23 protein-coding genes, 1 other RNA gene, 1 pseudogene and 1 other annotated feature are annotated in these 20,700 nt (G+C 49.5%); of the genes and pseudogenes, 10 read left to right on the top strand and 15 right to left on the bottom strand.

Annotated features, from left to right (window positions below):
* Nucleotides 1-242: 242 nt before the first annotated feature.
* The 3 genes from ABZJ92_RS15120 to smpB form a co-directional block, all read right to left on the bottom strand.
* Nucleotides 243-1,484, bottom strand: coding sequence for an integrase (locus ABZJ92_RS15120; protein ID WP_000113817.1), 1,242 nt, complete (start codon nucleotides 1,482-1,484; stop codon nucleotides 243-245).
* 204 nt (nucleotides 1,485-1,688) lie between these two features.
* Nucleotides 1,689-2,051: a transfer-messenger RNA gene (ssrA, locus tag ABZJ92_RS15115) on the bottom strand.
* 214 nt (nucleotides 2,052-2,265) lie between these two features.
* Entirely contained in the window at nucleotides 2,266-2,748 is a 483-nt protein-coding gene (smpB, locus tag ABZJ92_RS15110) for an SsrA-binding protein SmpB (RefSeq protein ID WP_000162574.1), read from the bottom strand.
* 170 nt (nucleotides 2,749-2,918) lie between these two features.
* On the opposite strand from smpB, the gene ratA reads away from it, so the two are divergent.
* Nucleotides 2,919-3,356: a type II toxin-antitoxin system toxin RatA gene (ratA, locus tag ABZJ92_RS15105; RefSeq protein WP_001300750.1), complete on the top strand. Its 438-nt coding sequence runs from the start codon at nucleotides 2,919-2,921 to the stop codon at nucleotides 3,354-3,356.
* Nucleotides 3,346-3,636 carry an RnfH family protein gene (locus tag ABZJ92_RS15100; RefSeq protein WP_000900741.1) on the top strand — a complete coding sequence of 97 codons (291 nt, stop codon included), beginning with the start codon at nucleotides 3,346-3,348 and terminating at the stop codon, nucleotides 3,634-3,636. Before ratA ends, ABZJ92_RS15100 begins: the two co-directional genes overlap by 11 nt.
* Nucleotides 3,637-3,697: 61 nt before the next feature.
* Here ABZJ92_RS15100 and bamE read toward each other — a convergent pair whose 3' ends face one another.
* From bamE to nadK, 3 genes are all read right to left on the bottom strand, one after another.
* Nucleotides 3,698-4,039 (bottom strand): outer membrane protein assembly factor BamE, encoded by a 342-nt coding sequence (bamE, locus tag ABZJ92_RS15095; protein WP_001203437.1) that lies wholly within the window; start codon nucleotides 4,037-4,039, stop codon nucleotides 3,698-3,700.
* A gap of 148 nt (nucleotides 4,040-4,187) precedes the next feature.
* Nucleotides 4,188-5,849 (bottom strand): DNA repair protein RecN, encoded by a 1,662-nt coding sequence (recN, locus tag ABZJ92_RS15090; RefSeq protein WP_000880917.1) that lies wholly within the window; start codon nucleotides 5,847-5,849, stop codon nucleotides 4,188-4,190.
* 85 nt (nucleotides 5,850-5,934) lie between these two features.
* Nucleotides 5,935-6,813: an NAD(+) kinase gene (nadK, locus tag ABZJ92_RS15085; RefSeq protein WP_001059169.1), complete on the bottom strand. Its 879-nt coding sequence runs from the start codon at nucleotides 6,811-6,813 to the stop codon at nucleotides 5,935-5,937.
* 122 nt (nucleotides 6,814-6,935) lie between these two features.
* On the opposite strand from nadK, the gene grpE reads away from it, so the two are divergent.
* A complete protein-coding gene (gene grpE, locus ABZJ92_RS15080) occupies nucleotides 6,936-7,529 on the top strand; it encodes a nucleotide exchange factor GrpE (protein WP_001296310.1) in 594 nt (197 codons plus the stop codon).
* A 54-nt stretch (nucleotides 7,530-7,583) separates the two neighbouring features.
* Here grpE and ABZJ92_RS15075 read toward each other — a convergent pair whose 3' ends face one another.
* Nucleotides 7,584-8,870 carry an HlyC/CorC family transporter gene (locus ABZJ92_RS15075; RefSeq protein WP_077696344.1) on the bottom strand — a complete coding sequence of 429 codons (1,287 nt, stop codon included), beginning with the start codon at nucleotides 8,868-8,870 and terminating at the stop codon, nucleotides 7,584-7,586.
* Nucleotides 8,871-8,890: 20 nt separating this feature from the next.
* A complete protein-coding gene (locus ABZJ92_RS15070) occupies nucleotides 8,891-9,682 on the bottom strand; it encodes a cytochrome C assembly family protein (protein WP_005051300.1) in 792 nt (263 codons plus the stop codon).
* A gap of 166 nt (nucleotides 9,683-9,848) precedes the next feature.
* Here ABZJ92_RS15070 and ffh point away from each other — a divergent pair, with 166 nt between their 5' ends.
* The 5 genes from ffh to rplS all read left to right on the top strand — a co-directional run bounded on the left by ffh (nucleotide 9,849) and on the right by rplS (nucleotide 13,349).
* Complete coding sequence (gene ffh, locus ABZJ92_RS15065) at nucleotides 9,849-11,210, top strand: signal recognition particle protein (protein WP_000460045.1); 1,362 nt, start codon at nucleotides 9,849-9,851, stop codon at nucleotides 11,208-11,210.
* Between the two features lie 136 nt (nucleotides 11,211-11,346).
* Nucleotides 11,347-11,595 carry a 30S ribosomal protein S16 gene (gene rpsP / locus ABZJ92_RS15060; RefSeq protein ID WP_000256450.1) on the top strand — a complete coding sequence of 83 codons (249 nt, stop codon included), beginning with the start codon at nucleotides 11,347-11,349 and terminating at the stop codon, nucleotides 11,593-11,595.
* Nucleotides 11,596-11,613: 18 nt separating this feature from the next.
* On the top strand, nucleotides 11,614-12,162 hold the full coding sequence (gene rimM, locus ABZJ92_RS15055; protein WP_000043335.1) for a ribosome maturation factor RimM: 549 nt from the start codon (nucleotides 11,614-11,616) through the stop codon (nucleotides 12,160-12,162).
* 30 nt (nucleotides 12,163-12,192) lie between these two features.
* Nucleotides 12,193-12,960 carry a tRNA (guanosine(37)-N1)-methyltransferase TrmD gene (gene trmD, locus ABZJ92_RS15050; RefSeq protein ID WP_000264777.1) on the top strand — a complete coding sequence of 256 codons (768 nt, stop codon included), beginning with the start codon at nucleotides 12,193-12,195 and terminating at the stop codon, nucleotides 12,958-12,960.
* A gap of 41 nt (nucleotides 12,961-13,001) precedes the next feature.
* Nucleotides 13,002-13,349 (top strand): 50S ribosomal protein L19, encoded by a 348-nt coding sequence (rplS, locus tag ABZJ92_RS15045; protein WP_000065253.1) that lies wholly within the window; start codon nucleotides 13,002-13,004, stop codon nucleotides 13,347-13,349.
* Nucleotides 13,350-13,425: 76 nt separating this feature from the next.
* Here rplS and ABZJ92_RS15040 read toward each other — a convergent pair whose 3' ends face one another.
* The 4 genes and pseudogenes from ABZJ92_RS15040 to ABZJ92_RS15025 all read right to left on the bottom strand — a co-directional run bounded on the left by ABZJ92_RS15040 (nucleotide 13,426) and on the right by ABZJ92_RS15025 (nucleotide 16,172).
* Entirely contained in the window at nucleotides 13,426-13,908 is a 483-nt protein-coding gene (locus ABZJ92_RS15040; protein WP_000589824.1) for an OmpA family protein, read from the bottom strand.
* A 15-nt stretch (nucleotides 13,909-13,923) separates the two neighbouring features.
* A pseudogene (dgcN, locus tag ABZJ92_RS15035) lies at nucleotides 13,924-15,149 on the bottom strand (diguanylate cyclase DgcN).
* Nucleotides 15,139-15,657, bottom strand: coding sequence for a YfiR family protein (locus tag ABZJ92_RS15030; protein WP_001212397.1), 519 nt, complete (start codon nucleotides 15,655-15,657; stop codon nucleotides 15,139-15,141). The pseudogene dgcN and the gene ABZJ92_RS15030 overlap by 11 nt, the downstream one beginning before the upstream one ends.
* Nucleotides 15,658-15,806: 149 nt before the next feature.
* Entirely contained in the window at nucleotides 15,807-16,172 is a 366-nt protein-coding gene (locus ABZJ92_RS15025) for a DUF2799 domain-containing protein (protein ID WP_005051282.1), read from the bottom strand.
* A 209-nt stretch (nucleotides 16,173-16,381) separates the two neighbouring features.
* Between ABZJ92_RS15025 and aroF the strand changes: the two genes are divergently transcribed.
* A complete protein-coding gene (gene aroF / locus ABZJ92_RS15020; RefSeq protein WP_000548559.1) occupies nucleotides 16,382-17,452 on the top strand; it encodes a 3-deoxy-7-phosphoheptulonate synthase AroF in 1,071 nt (356 codons plus the stop codon).
* A gap of 10 nt (nucleotides 17,453-17,462) precedes the next feature.
* Nucleotides 17,463-18,584: a bifunctional chorismate mutase/prephenate dehydrogenase gene (gene tyrA / locus ABZJ92_RS15015; RefSeq protein ID WP_000225239.1), complete on the top strand. Its 1,122-nt coding sequence runs from the start codon at nucleotides 17,463-17,465 to the stop codon at nucleotides 18,582-18,584.
* A gap of 42 nt (nucleotides 18,585-18,626) precedes the next feature.
* Here the strand turns inward: tyrA and pheA are convergent, their stop codons facing one another.
* The 3 genes from pheA to raiA form a co-directional block, all read right to left on the bottom strand.
* Nucleotides 18,627-19,787, bottom strand: a complete 1,161-nt coding sequence (gene pheA / locus ABZJ92_RS15010) for a bifunctional chorismate mutase/prephenate dehydratase (RefSeq protein WP_000200120.1) — start codon at nucleotides 19,785-19,787, stop codon at nucleotides 18,627-18,629.
* A gap of 21 nt (nucleotides 19,788-19,808) precedes the next feature.
* Nucleotides 19,809-19,934, bottom strand: a sequence feature (Phe leader region).
* Nucleotides 19,886-19,933 (bottom strand): phe operon leader peptide, encoded by a 48-nt coding sequence (gene pheL / locus ABZJ92_RS15005; RefSeq protein WP_010723158.1) that lies wholly within the window; start codon nucleotides 19,931-19,933, stop codon nucleotides 19,886-19,888. (Overlaps the previous feature by 48 nt.)
* A gap of 102 nt (nucleotides 19,935-20,036) precedes the next feature.
* On the bottom strand, nucleotides 20,037-20,378 hold the full coding sequence (gene raiA, locus ABZJ92_RS15000) for a ribosome-associated translation inhibitor RaiA (protein WP_000178456.1): 342 nt from the start codon (nucleotides 20,376-20,378) through the stop codon (nucleotides 20,037-20,039).
* Nucleotides 20,379-20,700 lie beyond the last annotated feature (322 nt).

Here is a 20,700-nt window from a genome sequence, read left to right as displayed (position 1 = left end):
CAGTAGCGGAGCAGGAAGGACATCTGATGGAAATGGAAGCCACGCAAGCACCTTAAAATCACCATCATACACTAAATTAGTAAGTTGGCAGCATTACCGAACTTCTGGAGTGCAGAATCACCAATCCTAATATTACTACTAAATAGCTGCGCCTAATAACGCGACACCCGCCGTTTACTGTCTGGTGGCTTAACCTGCAAGGGCTGGCTGAAAGTGGGACACTATGCCGCGCAGCTATTTAGTCACCCAACTAGCTTCATTCCTTTTATCCCACCTTCAATCATGCTTCCACGATCCGCTGCCATCACAAAATTTGCCCACCATTGCATCATCGGGCGACGCTGTTCCAGGTAATCGCTGCGGTTATAAGCACGACGAACCTCATTCTTATCCACATGGGCCAATGCTGCCTCAATGGCATCAGGCGGAAAGCCTTGTTCATTAAGAGCCGTACTGGCAATTGATCTCAGACCATGCGAAACAAGCACACCACCAAAACCTGCGCGTTTTAGTGAGGCGTTAACAGTCTGACTGTTCATAGGCTGGTTGGGCTTGATACGGCTAGGAAAGATAAATTCTCGGTTGCCGCTTAGCGGTTTCATCATCTCCAGCACAGCTATTGCTTCATCTGACAATGGAACAGTATGGTCGCGGTTCATTTTCATGCGTGCTGCGGGAATCTTCCACTCTTGCGCTTCTATGTCTACTTCTTCCCAGCGAGCTTCAGCCGCTTCGGCAGGGCGGGTAATAGTAAGAAGTTGCCACATGAACAGGCAGCGTGTGGAAAGGCTAATGCTGGCTGTTCGCATTGTCTGCATCAGTTGAGATAGCTGATCCGGTCGAATGCTGGGCATGTTCTTTTTCTGAGGCTTTTCGAAGGCTTTACCGATATTAACGCTGGGAACAGCATCAATCAGCCCTGTGTTCTGGGCATAGATCATGACCTCATTAATACGTTGACACAGGCGACGAACCGTTTCCAGTGCTCCTCTGGCCTGAACCGGTTGTACGGCCTGAACCAGTGTATGAGCTTTAATATCTGTAACGCTAACGTCGCCAATCGCAGGAAAGACATCTCTTTCAAGAGAGCGCCAGATATCTTCCGCATAGTCCTCTGTCACACTGGCTTTCTTCACATTCCACCAACGTTCAGCTACGAGCTGGAAAGTATTGGTTTTGGCTTCCAGCGAACTACGCAATTGTTCTTGCTGATGTTCCTGCGGATCAATCTGTTTAGCTAGGAGTGAGCGGGACTCTGCACGGTAGTTTCTGGCATCGGCAAGGGTAACTGACGGGTAAGGGCCTATGCTTTTCTTTGCTCGTGTCTTGGTGACAGGGCGAATGTAGCGAAACTGCCAGATTTTACTCCCGCTGGATTTAATGAGTAGCTCAAGGCCATCGCCATCATAGAGAACGTAGTCCGCTTCCTTGGGTTTAGCAGATTCGATTTCCTTAACGGATAGAGGTTTGGTTTGTCTTGCCATTGCCGGGTTTCCATAGTTTTAGGCACCTCAAAGACAATATAGCTTTATGAAGTGCCTAACAAGGTGCCTAAAAGGATCGGATTTAATTAGTTGGCATCAGACTTCGCGGGACAAATTCGGAGCACAAAAAAGCCCGCAGGGCTTGCGCCGTGCGGGCTCTTAGGACTTCATCGGATGACTCTGGTAATCACCGATGGAGAATTTTGGTGGAGCTGGCGGGAGTTGAACCCGCGTCCGAAATTCCTACATCCTCGGTACTACATGCTTAGTCAGTCTTTACATTCGCTTGCCAGCTGCGGACGGACACGCCACTAACAAACTAGCCTGATTAAGTTTTAACGCTTCAACCCCAGGCAGGGCTTCCACGCGATCTCTTTTGGGTTTGACCTCTCTTGATCCCCGTCCTAAGAGCGGAGGCTAGGGAGAGAGGGCTCTAAGCAGGTTATTAAGCTGCTAAAGCGTAGTTTTCGTCGTTTGCGACTATTTTTTGCGGCTTTTTACGAGGCCAACCGCCCCTCGGCATGCACCTTGGGTTTCGCAAATCCCGTCGAATCCAGAATCAGCCCCAATGTGTAAAGGTAAGTATACCAGATTTATGAGCGCCATGACCAGCCTCAATGGCGTTATCGTTAAAGATTTAGCACCCATGTAGCCTGATTTTTATTCGATTAAGCAATGGGATGGCAACATTTGTGTCGGATGTGATAGCCAATAAGATGTTCATTCGCGCCGCCGGAGAGGGAGGCGCGGTGAGGAACTGGTCAATAATTGGAGTGCAGGTTTAACGGTGGGCGTTTTTCATGATGCGTGCTTTATCCACCTGCCATTCGCGTTCTTTGATATCTGAACGTTTATCGTGCTGTTTTTTACCTTTGGCGACGCCGATTTTCACTTTGCACCAGGCATTTTTCCAGTACAGGGAGAGCGCCACTACGGTATAGCCTTCTCGATTGACGCGACCGTACAATGAGTCCAGTTCGCGCTGGTTGAGAAGTAACTTGCGGGTACGGGTAGGATCGCACACCACATGCGTGGAGGCCACGGCCATTGGCGTGATGTTAGCGCCAAACAGAAATGCCTCTCCGTCACGCAGAAGGACGTAGCTGTCGCTGATATTGGCTTTTCCTGCGCGCAGGGATTTAACTTCCCAGCCTTGCAGGGCAAGTCCCGCTTCGAACTCTTCTTCGATAAAGTATTCGTGACGGGCGCGCTTGTTAAGCGCGATGGTCGCTGAACCAGGTTTATGTGCTTTTTTCTTCGTCATAAGCGTCGTGAATCATCGGTAATCTGAAATCGAAAATACCCCATATCAATCCTGCGGGGGACAAGGCTCTATCTTAGCATGAACCCGATGTTACCCAGCGCCGGGATAGCGTTTTTTTTACAGCAGGATAAATGATATTATTTGTTGGATTTTTGTTGATGGAAATTGTTATGCCTCAGATTAGCCGGACCGCACTGGTACCCTACAGCGCGGAGCAAATGTATCAGTTAGTGAATGACGTTCAGTCTTATCCTCAGTTTTTGCCAGGTTGTACCGGAAGTCGGATTCTGGAGTCCACTCCTGGGCAGATGACTGCGGCGGTAGATGTCTCTAAGGCTGGGATCAGCAAAACGTTTACTACCCGCAACCAGTTGACCAGTAACCAAAGTATTCTTATGAATCTGGTGGATGGGCCGTTCAAGAAATTGATTGGTGGATGGAAGTTTACGCCGCTGAGCCAGGAGGCGTGTCGTATCGAGTTTCATCTCGACTTTGAGTTTACCAATAAGTTGATTGAACTCGCCTTTGGTCGCGTGTTTAAAGAGCTGGCGGCTAATATGGTCCAGGCTTTTACGGTTCGTGCGAAAGAGGTTTACAGTGCTAGGTAAAATTGCCGTTGAGGTGGCTTATGCGCTACCTGAGAAGCAATACCTGCAGCGAGTGACGCTGCAGGAGGGCGCGACGGTTGAAGAAGCTATTCGCGCCAGTGGCTTGCTGGAATTGCGTACCGATATCGATTTAACTAAAAACAAAGTCGGCATTTACAGCCGTCCGGCAAAACTAAGCGATAGTGTGCATGATGGCGATCGGGTGGAGATTTATCGCCCTCTCATTGCCGATCCGAAAGAGCTTCGCAGGCAACGAGCAGAAAAATCAGCGAATAAATAACAGACAGAAAAAAGGTGCTCATTGAGCACCTTTTTTAACGTCTTTGAGAGCAACTTTATTATTAGTTACCACTCAGCGCAGGTTTGTTATCAATATTGGTCAACACACCGCTACTGTTAAAGGTCAGCGTCAGCGTTTGCTGCGTTACACCTTCATGACCTGGTTGCTGGCGGAAGACATAGAACCAGGTATTCGTACCAAATGGATCGGACATCAGCGGTGTACCCAATGCGTACGCAACTTGTTGTTGCGTCATGCCAACACGTATTTTGGATACGTCGTTAGCGGTCAGATAGTTCCCCTGGTTGATGTCAGGACGGTAAACCACTCGCTCCAGAGTGGAACAGCCTGCGGTTAACATCAATAGTACTGCTGCTGCAGCAGTCAGCGTTTTACAGCGCATAGTGATTTGATTCCTTTTCGGGCCCGAGCAGTACGTGGCTCATCTGTAATATGCCGATGATAATAGACCTTTCATCACTTTAAAACCTTTTGCTTTCCGGTCTTACGGCGTTTTGCTGTTTACTCTGACCGTGAAGCAGGAAAAAAGTTTACGCTGCAAGCAGTTCTTTCGCATTCGCCAGTGTGTTACGTGTGACTTCACTGCCACCAAGCAGGCGCGCCAGCTCTTGTAACCGCGCTTTTTTATCCAGAGATTGCATATGTGTTTCTGTCATCGCACCATCGGTTTCTTTGCTGACAAAATAGTGTTGATGACCACATCCCGCGACTTGTGGCAGGTGGGTAACACACATCACCTGAGTTGATTCGCCGAGTTGACGCAGCAGTTTGCCGACAACTGCCGCTGTTGGACCGCTAATCCCTACATCCACTTCATCAAAAATCAGTGCCGGGGTTTCCATTTTACGCGCCGTGATGACCTGGATTGCCAGTGCGATGCGGGACAATTCACCACCGGATGCGACTTTGGCAATAGGCTGCATTGGCTGACCTGGGTTGGTGGTTACCCGAAACTCAATACGATCGGCACCGTCAGCGCCCAGGTGATGCTCGTCATATTTGACATCAATCGTAAACTGCCCATGCGGCATTGAGAGCGCATGCATACTGTCGGTGATCAGCTGTGCAAGTTCTTCTGCATATTGCTGGCGTTGTTGGTGTAATGCGCGCGCGGTTTCCAGTGCCTGCTGATGATGTTTCGTTACCGCCAGCGCGAGCGTTTCTTGTGAGTCGGCCTGATCGTCCAGTTGCTGCTGTTCTTCCAGTAGCGACTGGTAATACTGTGGTAATGCCTCAGGGCTGACGTGATGTTTACGTGCCAGCGAAATCTGTTTTGAGATGCGCTGTTCAAGTTCAAACAGTCGGTTGGGATCGAGATCCAGACGATCGCAGTAGTGGCGCAGTTCGTCGCTGGCTTCAGCAATCTGGATGGTAGCTTCTTCCAGCATATCAAGTACGCCGGACAGTTTGCTGTCCATGCCAATCAATTCGCTCACCAGTTGTTTAGCCGTGTAAAGCTGACTTTGCAGGTTTGCGTCTTCACCGTCGGCCATTAATGCCAATGCATTCTGGCTGGTGGTCAGCAATTGACCGCTGTTCGCCAGACGTTTGTACTCTTCGTCGATTTGCTCAAACTCTCCGGGCTGCGGATTAAATTCGTTAAGTTCTTTTAATTGGTATTGCAGCAGTTCCGCACGGGCGGCGCGTTCCTGACTTAACTGTTGATGATGCGCGAGGTCACGGCAGCTTTGATGCCACAACTGATAACGTGCGGTCATTTCCTGAAGTAGAGAGGTTTCATTGGCATAGCCATCAAGCAGGAATTTTTGGTGCTCAGGTTTGGTGAGTAATTGATGAGCGTGCTGACCATGGATCTGAATCAGCAACTGACCCAGTTCGCGCAGTTGTGACAGAGGAACAGCTGTACCGTTGATGAAACCACGGGAGCGACCATCACTGCTGATCACGCGACGAAGCAAACATTCATGCCCGTCTTCAAGCTGGTTTTCTTCCAGCCAGCGCAGGGCCGCTGGCGTATCTTTCAGAGAAAAACGGGCGCACAGGTCAGCGCGAGCAGCGCCGGTACGCACCATGTCGGCTTCAGCGCGACCACCGAGACAAAGACCGAGGGCATCTATTGCAATAGATTTACCCGCACCGGTCTCGCCAGTTATTACGGTCATGCCGCTATGAAAATCAATCTCAAGCTCACGAACGATAGCAAAGTTGCTGATGGTCAGTTGTGCCAACATAGTCGTTTTCCTGTATGAAAAACCATTACTGTTATTGTGTACAGTATAAACTGGTTTTATATACAGTAAAGAGGCTGGCGTAAAATTAGAATAATTTTTTTGACCAGCCGAGCTTGGTGCTTAATGTATTGAAATAACTGTAATCTTTCGGATGAATCAGATTCAGATGGTAATCACAGCGACGAATCAGGACATCTTCACCTTCCTGAATCGGCAGTGCTATCTGGCTGTCGCAACTGATTTCCAGGTCGTTACGGCGATGCGAAAAACGCAGACGGATCGTGCTGCTGCTGTTTATGACCAGTGGTCGTGCTGACAACGTATGCGGGAACATGGGCACCAGGGTAATCGCATCCAGAGAGGGGGTCAGAATAGGACCGCCCGCAGAGAGGGAATAGGCGGTGGAGCCTGTTGGCGTCGAAATAATTAGCCCATCAGATCGCTGAGAAAACGCAAAGATCTCGTCGATATACACTTCGAACTCTATCATATGCGCCACTTTGCCAGGATGAAGTACCACTTCGTTAATCGCGGTGCTGATGCGTTTTTGGCAATCTTGCTGACAGACTTGCGCTTCCAGCAAAAAACGTTTCTCGCTGATGTAGTGACCTTCCAGCACATCGGCTAATTGTTGCTGGGCGTTATCGGGGTCAAGGTCAGTCAGGAAACCCAGGTTGCCACGGTTGATTCCAATAACTTTAATATCGTAACGGGCGAGCGTGCGCGCCGCGCCCAGCATATTACCGTCGCCACCAACGACTACCGCGAGATCAGCCAGTTGCCCAATCTCCGCGAGCGTGCCAGTTTTCACATTCTTCAGTTGCAGTTCGTGAGCGATTTGTTGCTCAACGATGACCTCGTAACCTTTTGTGCACAGCCAGCGGTAGAGCATTTCATGTGTTGTCAGTGCAGTAGGGTGCCGTGGGTGTCCCACAATGCCAATACACTTGAAATGATTATTCATTTTTCCGAGGTCCTTGTTGCGAAGATTGATGACAATGTGAGTGCTTCCCTTGAAACCCTGAAACTGATCCCCATAATAAGCGAAGTTAGCGAGATGAATGCGAAAAAAACGCGGAGAAATTCATGAGTAGTAAAGAACAGAAAACGCCTGAGGGGCAAGCCCCGGAAGAAATTATCATGGATCAGCACGAAGAGATTGAGGCAGTTGAGCCAGAAGCTTCTGCTGAGCAGGTGGATCCGCGCGATGAAAAAATTGCGAATCTCGAAGCTCAGCTGGCTGAAGCCCAGACCCGTGAACGTGACGGTATTTTGCGCGTAAAAGCCGAAATGGAAAACCTGCGTCGTCGTACTGAACTGGATATTGAAAAAGCCCACAAATTCGCGCTGGAGAAATTCATCAACGAATTGCTGCCGGTGATTGATAGCCTGGATCGTGCGCTGGAAGTGGCTGATAAAGCTAACCCGGATATGTCTGCGATGGTTGAAGGCATTGAGCTGACGCTGAAGTCGATGCTGGATGTTGTGCGTAAGTTTGGTGTTGAAGTGATCGCCGAAACTAACGTGCCGCTGGACCCGAATGTGCATCAGGCTATCGCAATGGTGGAATCTGATGACGTTGCGCCAGGTAACGTACTGGGCATTATGCAGAAGGGTTATACGCTGAATGGTCGTACGATTCGTGCGGCGATGGTAACTGTAGCGAAAGCAAAAGCGTAATTTCTGTTTTCGTAATAATTCACGGCCCTGCATGCGAATGCAGGGCCGTTTTCGTTACTCCGCCACACTCTCGCGCAGCGGTTTCACAGGAAAAACTTTTACCTGCTTAATCATATTGTCCTGTACGTCGAGAATATCGATATCGTACTTGCCAATACGCACGCGGGTGCCTGCGACAGGGATCTCTTCCAGTGCCTCAAGAATGACGCCATTAACCGTGCGGGCATCATCTTCCGGTAGATGCCAGTTAAAGGCTTTGTTGATTTCCCGCACGTTGGCGGTGCCATCGATAATCACCGAACCGTCGTTTTGCGGCGTGACCTCTTCGGCAAGTGTTGGCGACATCGACGTAGTGAAATCGCCAACAATCTCTTCCAGAATATCTTCAACCGTCACCAGCCCCTGAATGTCTCCATACTCGTTGACGACCAGGCCGACTTTCTTTTTGTTGCGCTGAAACTTTACCAACTGCGTGCTGAGCGGCGTACCTTCAGGCACAAAATAGATCTCGTCCGCGGCGCGCAGCATGGTTTCTTTGGTGAACTCTTTTTTCTCCGACATCAACCGCCAGGCTTCACGTACTCGCAGCATACTGATGGCGTCGTCCAGCGAATCACGGTAAAGCACGATGCGCCCGTGAGGTGAGTGGGAGAGTTGGCGCAGAATAGATTTCCAGTCATCGTTGATATCAATACCGATAATTTCACTGCGCGGTACCATGATGTCATCAACGGTCATTTTTTCCAGATCGAGCACCGACAGCAGCATATCCTGATTGCGACGGGAAATTTGTGAGCGCGATTCATGCACGATAGTGCGCAACTCTTCTTTGCTCAAAGAGCCGCTAACCACGATATCGGTTTTGATACCCATCATGCGCATCAGCATACGGGTGATAGCATTCAGCAACCAGACCAGCGGCATCATCAAAATTTGCAGCGGAGCCAGCAGAAAACTACTCGGATAAGCGACTTTTTCCGGGTACAGCGCGGCAATGGTTTTCGGCAATACCTCAGCAAAAACCAGTACGACAAAAGTCAGCACACCAGTCGCAATTGCCACGCCCGCATCGCCGTACAAACGCATCCCGACAATAGTGCCGAGCGCGGAGGCAAGAATATTGACCAGGTTATTGCCGATTAACACCAGGCTTATCAGGCGGTCTGGCTTACGCAGCAATTTTTCGACGCGTTTGGCCGAGCGATTACCCTGTTTCGCCATATGTCGAAGACGATAGCGGTTGAGGGTCATCATTCCGGTTTCGGACCCGGAAAAATAGGCTGAAATGACCACCATGATGATCAGAATAATGATCAACGTAGTAGTAGAAATGTGTTCCAGGGGAAACTCCTTTTCTGGGTTTAGCTGATTAACTGCTGGACAATTCGGCTGCCGAAGTAGGCCAGTGTCAGAATTACCGCGCCCGCAACGTTAAACCAGACGACGCGGCGTCCACGCCATCCTTCATGGTAATGTCCCCACAGCAGCACAATATAGACAAACCACGCCACGATAGAGAGCACAGCCTTGTCGATATTTTCCATGCTAAATAGGTTGTGCATGTAGAACAGGCCAGTGCAAAGCGTGAGCGTTAGCAGCACCACGCCAATCTGCGTGATGTGGAACATTTTACGCTCGATACTCATCAATGGCGGCATTTCTTGGTTAAATGCCAGCTTCTTGTTCTTCAGTTGGTAATCAATCCACGCCAGTTGCAGCGCGTACAGGGCGGCGATAATTAGCGTGGCATAGGAAAAGAGCGATAAGCCAATGTGCATCAGCATCCCAGGCGTTGCTTCCAGATGGGTGATGTATTCATTGGGCATGAAGGTCGCCAGCGCCAGGTTGATAAGCGCAAAGGCATAGACAATGGGTAGCAGCAACCAGCCACGATTGCGAGAAGCCACAATGGTCATTACCGTACAGATCACCAAACTGACCAATGAACCAACGTTCAGCAGGCTGAGGTTTTGTCCGCTATCACCGTCGGGCAGGATGCGGGCTTCCAGAGCGATTGCGTGGCAGACCAGCGCAATGACCGCAGAAATAATAGCCATGCGCCGCCAGCCGCCGTTTTTTTGCAGCAGACCGGGAACAATCAGCGCAAGACTGACGGAGTAGGCGACAAGCGCGAGCAGAGCAAAAACGGGCATAGTAATGTCGACAGTTTGAGCAATAAGAAAGAGAAGCAGTATAGCGTCAGGTGAACGCTGCTCCAACCGTTGCATAACAACAAAGACGCCTTCATGTTATACTGCGGCAAAATACTGATGATGTGTCGCGATTGCGGCCAACCGTTTCCACCCCAGGCGAGAGACAATGTTTGATAATTTAACCGATCGTTTGTCGCGCACGCTGCGCAATATCAGTGGCCGTGGACGCCTCACTGAAGACAACGTAAAAGATACGCTGCGCGAAGTGCGCATGGCGCTGCTGGAGGCGGACGTCGCTCTGCCGGTAGTGCGTGAGTTTATCAATCGCGTAAAAGAGAAAGCGGTTGGTCATGAAGTTAATAAGAGCCTGACGCCGGGGCAGGAGTTCGTCAAAATCGTCCGTAACGAACTGGTTGCGGCGATGGGCGAAGAGAACCAGACCCTGAATCTGGCTGCGCAACCGCCTGCGGTCGTGCTGATGGCAGGCCTGCAAGGTGCCGGTAAAACAACCAGCGTTGGTAAACTCGGTAATTTCCTGCGCGAGAAGCACAAGAAGAAAGTGCTGGTGGTTTCTGCTGACGTCTATCGCCCGGCGGCAATCAAACAGCTTGAGACGCTGGCAGAGCAGGTGGGCGTTGATTTCTTCCCTTCTGATGTTGGTCAGAAGCCGGTTGATATTGTTAACGCGGCGCTGAAAGAAGCCAAACTGAAATTCTACGACGTGCTGCTGGTGGATACCGCTGGTCGTCTGCACGTTGACGAAGCGATGATGGACGAGATCAAACAAGTCCATGCGTCGATTAACCCGGTTGAAACCCTGTTTGTGGTTGACGCCATGACCGGTCAGGATGCGGCCAATACGGCAAAAGCATTCAATGAAGCGTTACCGCTTACCGGCGTAGTGTTGACCAAAGTGGACGGCGATGCCCGCGGCGGTGCGGCGCTCTCTATTCGTCACATCACTGGCAAACCGATCAAGTTCCTCGGTGTTGGCGAGAAAACTGAGGCGCTGGAGCCGTTCCATCCGGACCGCATCGCGTCGCGTATTCTCGGCATGGGCGACGTACTGTCGCTGATCGAAGATATCGAAAGCAAAGTTGACCGCGCGCAGGCAGAGAAATTAGCCAGCAAGCTAAAAAAAGGCGACGGCTTCGATCTCAACGACTTTCTTGAGCAACTGCGCCAGATGAAAAATATGGGCGGCATGGCCAGCTTGATGGGCAAACTGCCGGGCATGGGGCAGATCCCGGATAACGTCAAGTCGCAGATGGACGATAAAGTGCTGGTGCGTATGGAAGCCATCATCAACTCAATGACGATGAAAGAGCGCGCTAAGCCAGAAATCATCAAAGGTTCGCGTAAGCGTCGTATCGCCGCCGGTTGCGGGATGCAGGTACAGGACGTTAACCGCCTTCTGAAGCAGTTCGACGACATGCAGCGCATGATGAAGAAAATGAAGAAAGGCGGAATGGCGAAGATGATGAGAAGCATGAAGGGAATGATGCCGCCGGGATTTCCTGGTCGCTAAATGACCTTATGCGACAGAGTTATTAACTGCTGATTGCATTTTCTCCAGAAATCAGTAAAATTTTCGGGCTTTTAATATGACACCGGACTCCGTTCCTCGATGGGGTCCGGTTGTTTTATTCACACAAGAGGATGTTATGGTAACTATTCGTTTAGCACGTCACGGCGCTAAAAAGCGTCCGTTCTACCAGGTTGTTGTCGCTGACAGCCGTAATGCACGCAACGGTCGCTTCATCGAGCGCGTTGGTTTCTTCAACCCAATCGCTAGCGAAAAAGAAGAAGGCACTCGCCTGGATCTGGATCGCATCGCTCACTGGGTTGGCCAGGGCGCAACTATTTCTGATCGCGTTGCTGCGCTGATCAAAGAAGTAAACAAAGCAGCTTAATCTGTCACGGTGGTCATGATGAGCAAACAACTCACCGCGCAAGCACCTGTTGATCCCATCGTTTTGGGAAAAATGGGTTCGTCTTACGGTATTCGTGGGTGGCTCAGAGTGTTTTCTTCCACCGAAGACGCCGAAAGCATTTTTGACTATCAGCCCTGGTTTATCCAGAAGGCGGGTCAGTGGCAGCAAGTCCAGCTGGAAAGCTGGAAGCACCACAATCAGGACATGATCATCAAGCTGAAAGGCGTTGACGATCGTGATGCGGCGAACCTGCTGACGAATTGTGAAATTGTCGTGGATTCATCGCAGCTGCCTCAGCTTGAAGAGGGGGACTACTACTGGAAAGACCTGATGGGCTGCCAGGTAGTAACCACTGAAGGCTACGATCTCGGTAAAGTCGTTGATATGATGGAAACCGGATCTAATGACGTTCTCGTCATTAAGGCAAACCTGAAAGATGCGTTTGGTATCAAGGAACGTCTCGTACCGTTCCTCGATGGGCAGGTTATCAAGAAAGTCGATCTCACTACTCGTTCAATCGAAGTAGATTGGGATCCTGGTTTTTAAACCACCGGATAAACGGTAAAAGGCGGCGCTATGTGGATTGGCATAATTAGCCTGTTTCCTGAAATGTTCCGCGCAATTACCGATTACGGGGTAACTGGCCGGGCAGTTAAAAATGGCCTGCTGAGCATCCAGAGTTGGAGTCCTCGCGACTTCACGCATGACCGGCACCGTACCGTGGACGATCGTCCTTACGGCGGCGGACCGGGGATGTTAATGATGGTGCAACCCTTGCGGGACGCCATTCATGCAGCAAAAGCCGCGGCGGGTGAAGGCGCAAAGGTGATTTATCTGTCACCACAGGGACGCAAGCTTGATCAAGCGGGCGTCAGCGAACTGGCAACGAATCAAAAATTGATTCTGGTGTGCGGTCGCTACGAAGGTATAGATGAGCGCGTGATCCAAACCGAAATTGACGAAGAATGGTCAATCGGCGATTACGTTCTCAGTGGTGGTGAGTTACCAGCAATGACGCTGATTGACTCCGTTTCCCGGTTTATTCCGGGAGTACTGGGACATGAAGCCTCGGCAACGGAAGATTCCTTTGCTGAAGGATTGCTGGATTGCCCGCACTATACGCGGCCTGAGGTGTTAGAAGGGATGGAAGTTCCGCCAGTGTTACTGTCGGGCAACCATGCCGAGATACGTCGCTGGCGTTTGAAACAGTCGCTGGGCCGTACCTGGCTTAGAAGACCTGAACTTCTGGAAAACCTGGCTCTGACTGAAGAGCAAGCAAGGTTGCTGGCGGAGTTCAAAACGGAACACGCACAACAGCAACATAAACATGATGGGATGGCGTAAGCCCCCGAGAGATCAGTTTACCCAGGATAAGAGATTAAATTATGAGCAACATTATTAAGCAACTTGAACAAGAGCAGATGAAGCAGGACGTACCTTCCTTCCGTCCGGGTGATACCGTGGAAGTGAAAGTATGGGTTGTTGAAGGTTCCAAAAAACGTCTGCAGGCATTCGAGGGCGTGGTTATCGCTATTCGTAACCGCGGTCTGCACTCTGCATTCACTGTTCGTAAAATTTCCAACGGCGAAGGCGTTGAGCGTGTCTTCCAGACTCACTCTCCGGTAGTTGACAGCATTTCTGTCAAACGTCGTGGTGCTGTTCGTAAAGCTAAACTGTACTACCTGCGTGAGCGTACTGGTAAGGCTGCTCGTATCAAAGAGCGTCTTAACTAAGATTTCGCTTAAGCGACATCCTGTTAAGAAGGGCTGGCCAATTGGCTGGCCCTTTTTTTGTCTGTTTGCTCGTGTTTTAAGGGGTTGCAATCACCACTGCGACGCGGCGGTTCTCGGCGCGGCCCTGGGCGGTCTTGTTACTGGCTATGGGATATTTTTTTCCTAAACCCTGTGTGGTGAGATTGCTGCGTGGAATTTGTCCACCAATAGCCCATGCATCGGCCACGACATTCGCCCGTTTCAATGATAAGCCTTCGTTGTAACTGTCTTCACCATAGTTATCGGTGTGTCCATCCATACGGGCATGTGTTAGCCCTGTCGAGGCCAATTTGGCTGCCATGGTTTGGATCTGTTGCTGGCTTTCCGGGAGCAATTTGTAGTCATTTTTTGCGAACAGAATGGCATCTGATAAGCCCAGCGACCAGTCGCCGGCGGATTCAGTAAATCCATAAGATTGCATAGCGGCGACTTGCTCAGGAGTAAACTTTCCCTGAGGGGACTGGCAGCCAGTCAGTATTAGTGAGGTGAAAATCAGGGGTGCTACCAGGTGCTTTATCATATCGATATATCCTTGTTATCTCACCAGCTTTTCGGCACGCTGGTGTTTGGCCTGATACATATTGTGATCGGCAAGCTCTTGTAATTTTTCCGCAGAGGCGTGCTCAATGGTCATCGCGTAACCAATGCTTAATGTCATGGTGGTCTGATGGCCATTATGAAGATCAAACGGGAGATTAAAGATTTGTGTCAGTGCTGAGCATATCTGCTGCACTTCAGATTCCGACTGTACATCATAGAGCACCATAGCGAATTCATCGCCGCCCAGGCGGTATGCTTTATGTCGCAGCCCGCCAAATTCAGCTAACCGTTTTGCGATTTCAATCAAGACCCTATCGCCCGTCGCATGACCCCAGGTATCATTGATATATTTGAAATTATCGCCATCAAGAAATAGTAACGCCGACGTTTTTCGGGCATCGGAATTGTTCATCAACGTATTGATGCCGCTACGAAACGCTGCGCGGTTAGCCAGCCCGGTTAATGGGTCATGTAGCGCGGTACGCAGAAGCTGCGCATTTTTGGCCTGTAAACGAAGCTGCCACTCTTCCATTTCATCCAGCAGACTGTTGAAGTCGAGAGCGAAGCGGTGAAACTCAGCGATACGTTCTTCCGAAACTCGTCGGGAAAAATTGCGGTTGGAACGCACATCATGTACGACATCGGTGATATTTTTCAGTGCTTCCACCAGGCCATTGTGCAAATGGCGGGTGAGGGTAATTGCGATGCCTGATGCCAGCAGAATACAACCGGTCAGTACGGCGAGCGAAAACCAGATAAAATGGCTGATTGAACTGTCGCGAGCGGTTAAGCGTACTTCGCCAATGGTTTCACCATTGTGACGAATCGGCTGAATGATGGGGGCAGGGAAGAGCCAGTGGCTTATGAAATTGCTGAAAGTATCGCCTGGATCCTTACGGGGGTAATGCCAGGATGCCAGAATATTTTGCTGCTTATCACGTACTTCTGCAGTTGAAAATGCCCTTGCTGGCCCAGCGCTGCCAGTGTTTCAGTTGCTGCAGGGCCATCGGCAAAAACGACAGCTGCTTCCAGACTGTAAGTCATTGTTGCTGCTGTCAGTGCCAGGTTTTTTTGCGCGTACTGTTTCAGGGTCAGCACCGAGGTCACGGAAAGCAGCAACCAGATCAGCATCATAGTGATAAATATGCTGGTCATACTGATGTTGCGTAATGCTCTTTTAAACGTGGGGCGCTTATTAAGAGAATTATCGTTATCCATCATTTTTCTTCCGTGCGAGCATTAAGACATCCGGGTTGACCTTTACACCGCTACGCGATGAGGCATCCAGGTTTACGGCAAATCTGACGTCATTATTGTGGATGATCAGACAAAAGGCGCTACCAATAATGCACTCGGTATTTTGTTCGGCAATTAATAATAACGCCTTTGACGGATATTGTTCGGTTAATTCCATCTGGAATGTCGGTGACTCGTTGCCAAAATAAAAAACATTGCAGCCTGAAATCATCGCCTCTTGTTGAGTGTGAATGATGACAGGCAGATAAGGCAAAGATGTCGCGGCATTCTCTTGTAGGGCGGTACTAAAACGTGAAGATGAAAAGATACATAACTTTGGTGGCCCTGATAGCGCAGGCCAGCGGGTGTAACTGACAATACCGGAAACCATCATACGCACGTTTTTCGCAACGTCAGAAGGCTCTTGAGCGAGTATTGGTGCTCCCGTCAGCAGGAGAATCAGAAGTAAGAACAGTCGGTGAGAAAAACGCATTCAGGGATCCCCACCATCTTCGCTCGAAATGCATCGATATTTTTTCAGGATGCTCATTAAAATATCATTTTTTCATGCGACCGTCATCAATGTGAGAAATAAAACACAATGAGTAAAATCTTATGTTTAATTTATTTGTGGGGTTTTAATTAATTTAATCGTATTGTGCTGGCATTTTCATCAGCCCTTTTTTGCCATACTTCATGCAGTTGGCTGGCATTTTCAACATTGTTGCAGCTGGCAGGAAAGCTTTTACCGGAAAGTCCCCGGGCATAAGTAAAATCGGTCTGGCAAGTTTTCTTTTGCCCTTCGGCATATCCTTTAAGGTATAGACCGCGATCCGCCTGTGAATCGCTAAATGCATCGTCATCTTTTATGGCGCTGCCCGATATCGCATCTTCCATACCGACATCATACCAGTCGGTGCTGGTCAAGGTTGGCGCGTGAGTATAAGGATCAATCTGACATCCGCTAACCAGTAAAGCCAACAAGGGGGCGATAAACTTTTTCATCATTTCTTTCTCCTTTTTCAAAGCATAGCGGATTGTTTTTAAAGGGGATGTAAATTTATCTATACAGAAGCAAGGGTTGAAAGCGCGACTAAATTGCCTGTGTAAATAAAAATGTACGAAATATGGATTGAAAACTTTACTTTATGTGTTATCGTTACGTCATCCTCGCTGAGGAGCAACTATCGCAAACGAGCATAAACAGGATCGCCATCATGCATAAAGACGCGCTGAATAACGTACATATTACCGACGAACAGGTTTTAATGACTCCGGAACAACTGAAGGCCGCTTTTCCATTGAGCCTGCAACAAGAAGCCCAGATTGCTGACTCGCGTAAAACCATTTCAGATATTATCGCCGGGCGCGATCCTCGTCTGCTGGTAGTATGTGGTCCTTGTTCCATTCATGATCCGGAAACTGCTCTGGAATATGCTCGTCGATTTAAAGCTCTTGCCGCAGAGGTCAGCGATAGCCTCTATCTGGTAATGCGCGTCTATTTTGAAAAACCCCGTACCACTGTCGGCTGGAAAGGGTTAATTAACGATCCCCATATGGATGGCTCTTTTGATGTAGAAGCCGGGCTGCAAATCGCGCGTAAATTGTTGCTTGAGCTGGTGAATATGGGACTGCCACTGGCGACGGAAGCGTTAGATCCGAATAGCCCGCAATACCTGGGCGATCTGTTTAGCTGGTCAGCAATTGGTGCTCGTACAACGGAATCGCAAACTCACCGTGAAATGGCCTCCGGGCTTTCCATGCCGGTTGGTTTTAAAAACGGCACCGACGGCAGTCTGGCAACAGCAATTAACGCTATGCGCGCCGCCGCCCAGCCGCACTGTTTTGTTGGCATTAACCAGGCAGGGCAGGTTGCGTTGCTACAAACTCAGGGGAATCCGGACGGGCATGTGATCCTGCGCGGTGGTAAAGCGCCGAACTATAGCCCTGCGGATGTTGCGCAATGTGAAAAAGAGATGGAACAGGCGGGACTGCGCCCGTCTCTGATGGTAGATTGCAGCCACGGTAATTCCAATAAAGATTATCGCCGTCAGCCTGCGGTGGCAGAATCCGTGGTTGCTCAAATCAAAGATGGTAATCGCTCAATTATTGGTCTGATGATCGAAAGTAATATCCACGAGGGCAATCAGTCTTCTGAGCAACCGCGCAGTGAAATGAAATACGGTGTATCCGTAACCGATGCCTGCATTAGCTGGGAAATGACCGATGCCTTGCTGCGTGAAATTCATCAGGATCTGAACGGGCAGCTGACGGCTCGCGTGGCTTAAGAGGTTTATTATGGTTGCTGAATTGACCGCATTACGCGATCAAATTGATGAAGTCGATAAAGCGCTGCTGAATTTATTAGCGAAGCGTCTGGAACTGGTTGCTGAAGTGGGCAAGGTGAAAAGCCGCTTTGGACTGCCTATTTATGTTCCGGAGCGCGAGGCATCTATGTTGGCCTCGCGTCGTGCAGAGGCGGAAGCTCTGGGTGTACCGCCAGATCTGATTGAGGATGTTTTGCGTCGGGTGATGCGTGAATCTTACTCCAGTGAAAACGACAAAGGATTTAAAACACTTTGTCCGTCACTGCGTCCGGTGGTTATCGTCGGCGGTGGCGGTCAGATGGGACGCCTGTTCGAGAAGATGCTGACACTATCGGGTTATCAGGTGCGGATTCTGGAGCAACATGACTGGGATCGAGCGGCTGATATTGTTGCCGATGCCGGAATGGTGATTGTTAGTGTGCCAATCCACGTTACTGAGCAAGTTATCGGCAAATTACCGCCTTTACCGAAAGATTGTATTCTGGTTGATCTGGCATCAGTGAAAAATGGACCATTACAGGCCATGCTGGCGGCGCACGATGGCCCGGTACTGGGGTTACACCCGATGTTCGGCCCGGACAGCGGTAGCCTGGCAAAGCAAGTTGTGGTCTGGTGTGATGGACGTAAGCCGGAAGCATACCAATGGTTTCTGGAGCAAATTCAGGTCTGGGGCGCTCGGTTGCATCGTATTAGCGCTGTCGAGCACGATCAGAATATGGCGTTTATTCAGGCTCTGCGCCACTTTGCTACTTTTGCTTACGGGCTGCACCTGGCAGAAGAAAATGTTCAGCTTGAGCAACTTCTGGCGCTCTCTTCGCCGATTTACCGCCTTGAGCTGGCGATGGTCGGGCGACTGTTTGCTCAGGATCCGCAGCTTTATGCCGACATCATTATGTCGTCAGAGCGTAATCTGGCGTTAATCAAACGTTACTATAAGCGTTTCGGCGAGGCGATTGAGTTGCTGGAGCAGGGCGATAAGCAGGCGTTTATTGACAGTTTCCGCAAGGTGGAGCACTGGTTCGGCGATTACGCACAGCGTTTTCAGAGTGAAAGCCGCGTGTTATTGCGTCAGGCGAATGACAATCGCCAGTAATAATCCAGTGCCGGATGATTCACATCATCCGGCACCTTTTCATCAGGTTGGATCAACAGGCACTACGTTCTCACTTGGGTAACAGCCCAATACCTTCATTGAACGGGTGATTTCCCCTAACTCTTTCAATGCTTTTTGCATTTCCGCTGATTCAAGATTAGCCTGAATATCCAGATAGAACATCTCTTCCCATGGATTACCGTGAATCGGGCGTGATTCCAGACGGGTCATAATCAGATTGTGGTTGCGCAGTACCAGCAACGCTTCAACCAACGCACCGGCTTGTTGCCCGGTCGCCATTAACAACGTGGTTTTCGCCGGAACCTGATCAGACACGTTAATGGCTTTACGCGCCAACACCACAAATCGGGTGAAGTTTTGTCGCTGATTTGCTTCAATACGCTCCAGTACCTGCAAACCGTACAAAGTGCCGCCAGCTTCGCTTCCCAACGCAGCAACATGCGGTGATTTTGCCTGTGCAACCTTTTCCATTGCCGCAGACGTACTTTCGGTATATTCAATCTTCCAGTGCGGATAACGATTAAGGAATTTGCTGCATTGCTGGAATGGCTGCGGATGGCTGTAGACCGTATTGATGGTGGATAAATCAGTAGTGCCGGAGACCAACAAACAATGGTCGATAGTTAACGTCATCTCGCCAACAATCGACAAGCTGGTATGTTGCAGCAGATCGTAAACGTCGTTTATGGCACCGGAGCTGGTATTTTCAATCGGTACGACGGCATAGTCGGCCTGGCCGGTTTCCACCTGATTAAAAATATCGGCAAATTTGGCGCAGCCACTTTCAATGAATTGCTCAAAGTGACGGGCAGCATACTGGCGCGCCGCAAGATGGGAATAAGAACCTTTGGGGCCGAGAAAAGCGATGCGTGCTGAGTGCGGATTAATTTTATTGAGATGTTGTTGGAGCAAAGCCTGCTGAGTTAATACGGAATCTTCAATGATGAGCTGGAACAGGCGAGTAATGTAATGGGCGTCCAGATGGTGCGCTTTACCGAGCGTAATTAATCTTTCCAGCAAATCGCGTTCACGATCAATATCACGTACCGGGCGATGCGAGAGCAGTTTGGCTTTTCCCACCTCGACGGCCAGTTCGCGCCGTTCTGCCAGTAACGCTAATAATTTTTCATCCAGCGCGCTGATTTTCTCTCGCAGCGCCAGTAACGGGTTTTCCGATGTCATAGTGTTGCCTTTTTGTTATCAATAAAAAAGGCCCCCCGATTTGGGAGGCCTTATTGTTCGTCTTCGCATTCTGTTTCACACGACGAAACGCCTCCCATTCAGGGGAAGGTAAAAAAGAATGCGAAGAAAAACGGTATGTGTTTCATGTTTGTTTCCTTAAGTGACTTTAGTACAGTACCCGTACTGTTTTCACGCTGTCAACAAAAAACGCGCCCGAAGGCGCGTTGGCGATACACTCAATATAAAGGACTACTCTTCTTCAACTTCTTCGACGAAGTTGGCGTCTTTCACCGATGTTGCGGCACGACGTGCTTCGCCTTTGTGCTGCAGTTTATTGAGCTGCCGTTCCAGCTTGTTGATCAATTCGTTAATTGCGGTGTACATATCTTCATGTTTACCACTGGCAACCAGAACGCCGTTAGGTGTATTGATTGTGGCGTCAGCAACAAACCCTTGTGGCTCTTTGGACAGAATGATATGTGGATTAATCAGATGTGTTTGCCATTTTTCCAGTTTGGCGAGACGGTCTGCGACATGTTGGCGGATGGCCGGAGTAATTTCCATTTGTTTGCTGGTAATGTTCATTGTCATAAATTTTACCTCTTGTCTTCCCGTCTTGGTGAATTCAGCATACCGTTCCTGATGTCAAAATGTGTGATGGAAATCTCATAATTTTGTCACTTTTTGTCAACGAATCTTTTTTGTGAGAAATCGCAGGAAGAGGTGTTTTTTTACTTGAGGAATATCTCAAAGCGAGCCATATTTGATGAGATCGATAGTGACTAAATCGCTTCAGTTTCACAACTAACAGAATAAAAAAACGGCAGCTCAAGGGCTGTAATGCCGATCAGTTAAGGATCAGTTGACCGATCCAGTGGCTGTGTAAGAATCCGGAAACGCTCACTTGTTTCCG

Origin of the sequence: Shigella sp. FJ200513 (assembly GCF_040495915.1) — a bacterium.
Lineage (GTDB): Bacteria > Pseudomonadota > Gammaproteobacteria > Enterobacterales > Enterobacteriaceae > ECMA0423.
Note: the sequence above shows the minus strand (reverse complement) of the source record. Positions and strands in the feature narration are given on the sequence as shown.

Coding starts and splice junctions, on each gene's coding strand:
- recN (WP_000880917.1), bottom strand. CDS start 5,849: ATGTTGGCACAACTGACCATCAGCAACTTTGCTATCGTTCGTGAGCTT.
- grpE (WP_001296310.1), top strand. CDS start 6,936: ATGAGTAGTAAAGAACAGAAAACGCCTGAGGGGCAAGCCCCGGAAGAA.
- ABZJ92_RS15040 (WP_000589824.1), bottom strand. CDS start 13,908: ATGATAAAGCACCTGGTAGCACCCCTGATTTTCACCTCACTAATACTG.
- raiA (WP_000178456.1), bottom strand. CDS start 20,378: ATGACAATGAACATTACCAGCAAACAAATGGAAATTACTCCGGCCATC.
- ABZJ92_RS15030 (WP_001212397.1), bottom strand. CDS start 15,657: ATGCGTTTTTCTCACCGACTGTTCTTACTTCTGATTCTCCTGCTGACG.
- ffh (WP_000460045.1), top strand. CDS start 9,849: ATGTTTGATAATTTAACCGATCGTTTGTCGCGCACGCTGCGCAATATC.
- nadK (WP_001059169.1), bottom strand. CDS start 6,813: ATGAATAATCATTTCAAGTGTATTGGCATTGTGGGACACCCACGGCAC.
- bamE (WP_001203437.1), bottom strand. CDS start 4,039: ATGCGCTGTAAAACGCTGACTGCTGCAGCAGCAGTACTATTGATGTTA.
- aroF (WP_000548559.1), top strand. CDS start 16,382: ATGCATAAAGACGCGCTGAATAACGTACATATTACCGACGAACAGGTT.
- rpsP (WP_000256450.1), top strand. CDS start 11,347: ATGGTAACTATTCGTTTAGCACGTCACGGCGCTAAAAAGCGTCCGTTC.
- pheA (WP_000200120.1), bottom strand. CDS start 19,787: ATGACATCGGAAAACCCGTTACTGGCGCTGCGAGAGAAAATCAGCGCG.
- ABZJ92_RS15070 (WP_005051300.1), bottom strand. CDS start 9,682: ATGCCCGTTTTTGCTCTGCTCGCGCTTGTCGCCTACTCCGTCAGTCTT.
- rimM (WP_000043335.1), top strand. CDS start 11,614: ATGAGCAAACAACTCACCGCGCAAGCACCTGTTGATCCCATCGTTTTG.
- ABZJ92_RS15120 (WP_000113817.1), bottom strand. CDS start 1,484: ATGGCAAGACAAACCAAACCTCTATCCGTTAAGGAAATCGAATCTGCT.
- ratA (WP_001300750.1), top strand. CDS start 2,919: ATGCCTCAGATTAGCCGGACCGCACTGGTACCCTACAGCGCGGAGCAA.
- rplS (WP_000065253.1), top strand. CDS start 13,002: ATGAGCAACATTATTAAGCAACTTGAACAAGAGCAGATGAAGCAGGAC.
- trmD (WP_000264777.1), top strand. CDS start 12,193: ATGTGGATTGGCATAATTAGCCTGTTTCCTGAAATGTTCCGCGCAATT.
- tyrA (WP_000225239.1), top strand. CDS start 17,463: ATGGTTGCTGAATTGACCGCATTACGCGATCAAATTGATGAAGTCGAT.
- ABZJ92_RS15025 (WP_005051282.1), bottom strand. CDS start 16,172: ATGATGAAAAAGTTTATCGCCCCCTTGTTGGCTTTACTGGTTAGCGGA.
- smpB (WP_000162574.1), bottom strand. CDS start 2,748: ATGACGAAGAAAAAAGCACATAAACCTGGTTCAGCGACCATCGCGCTT.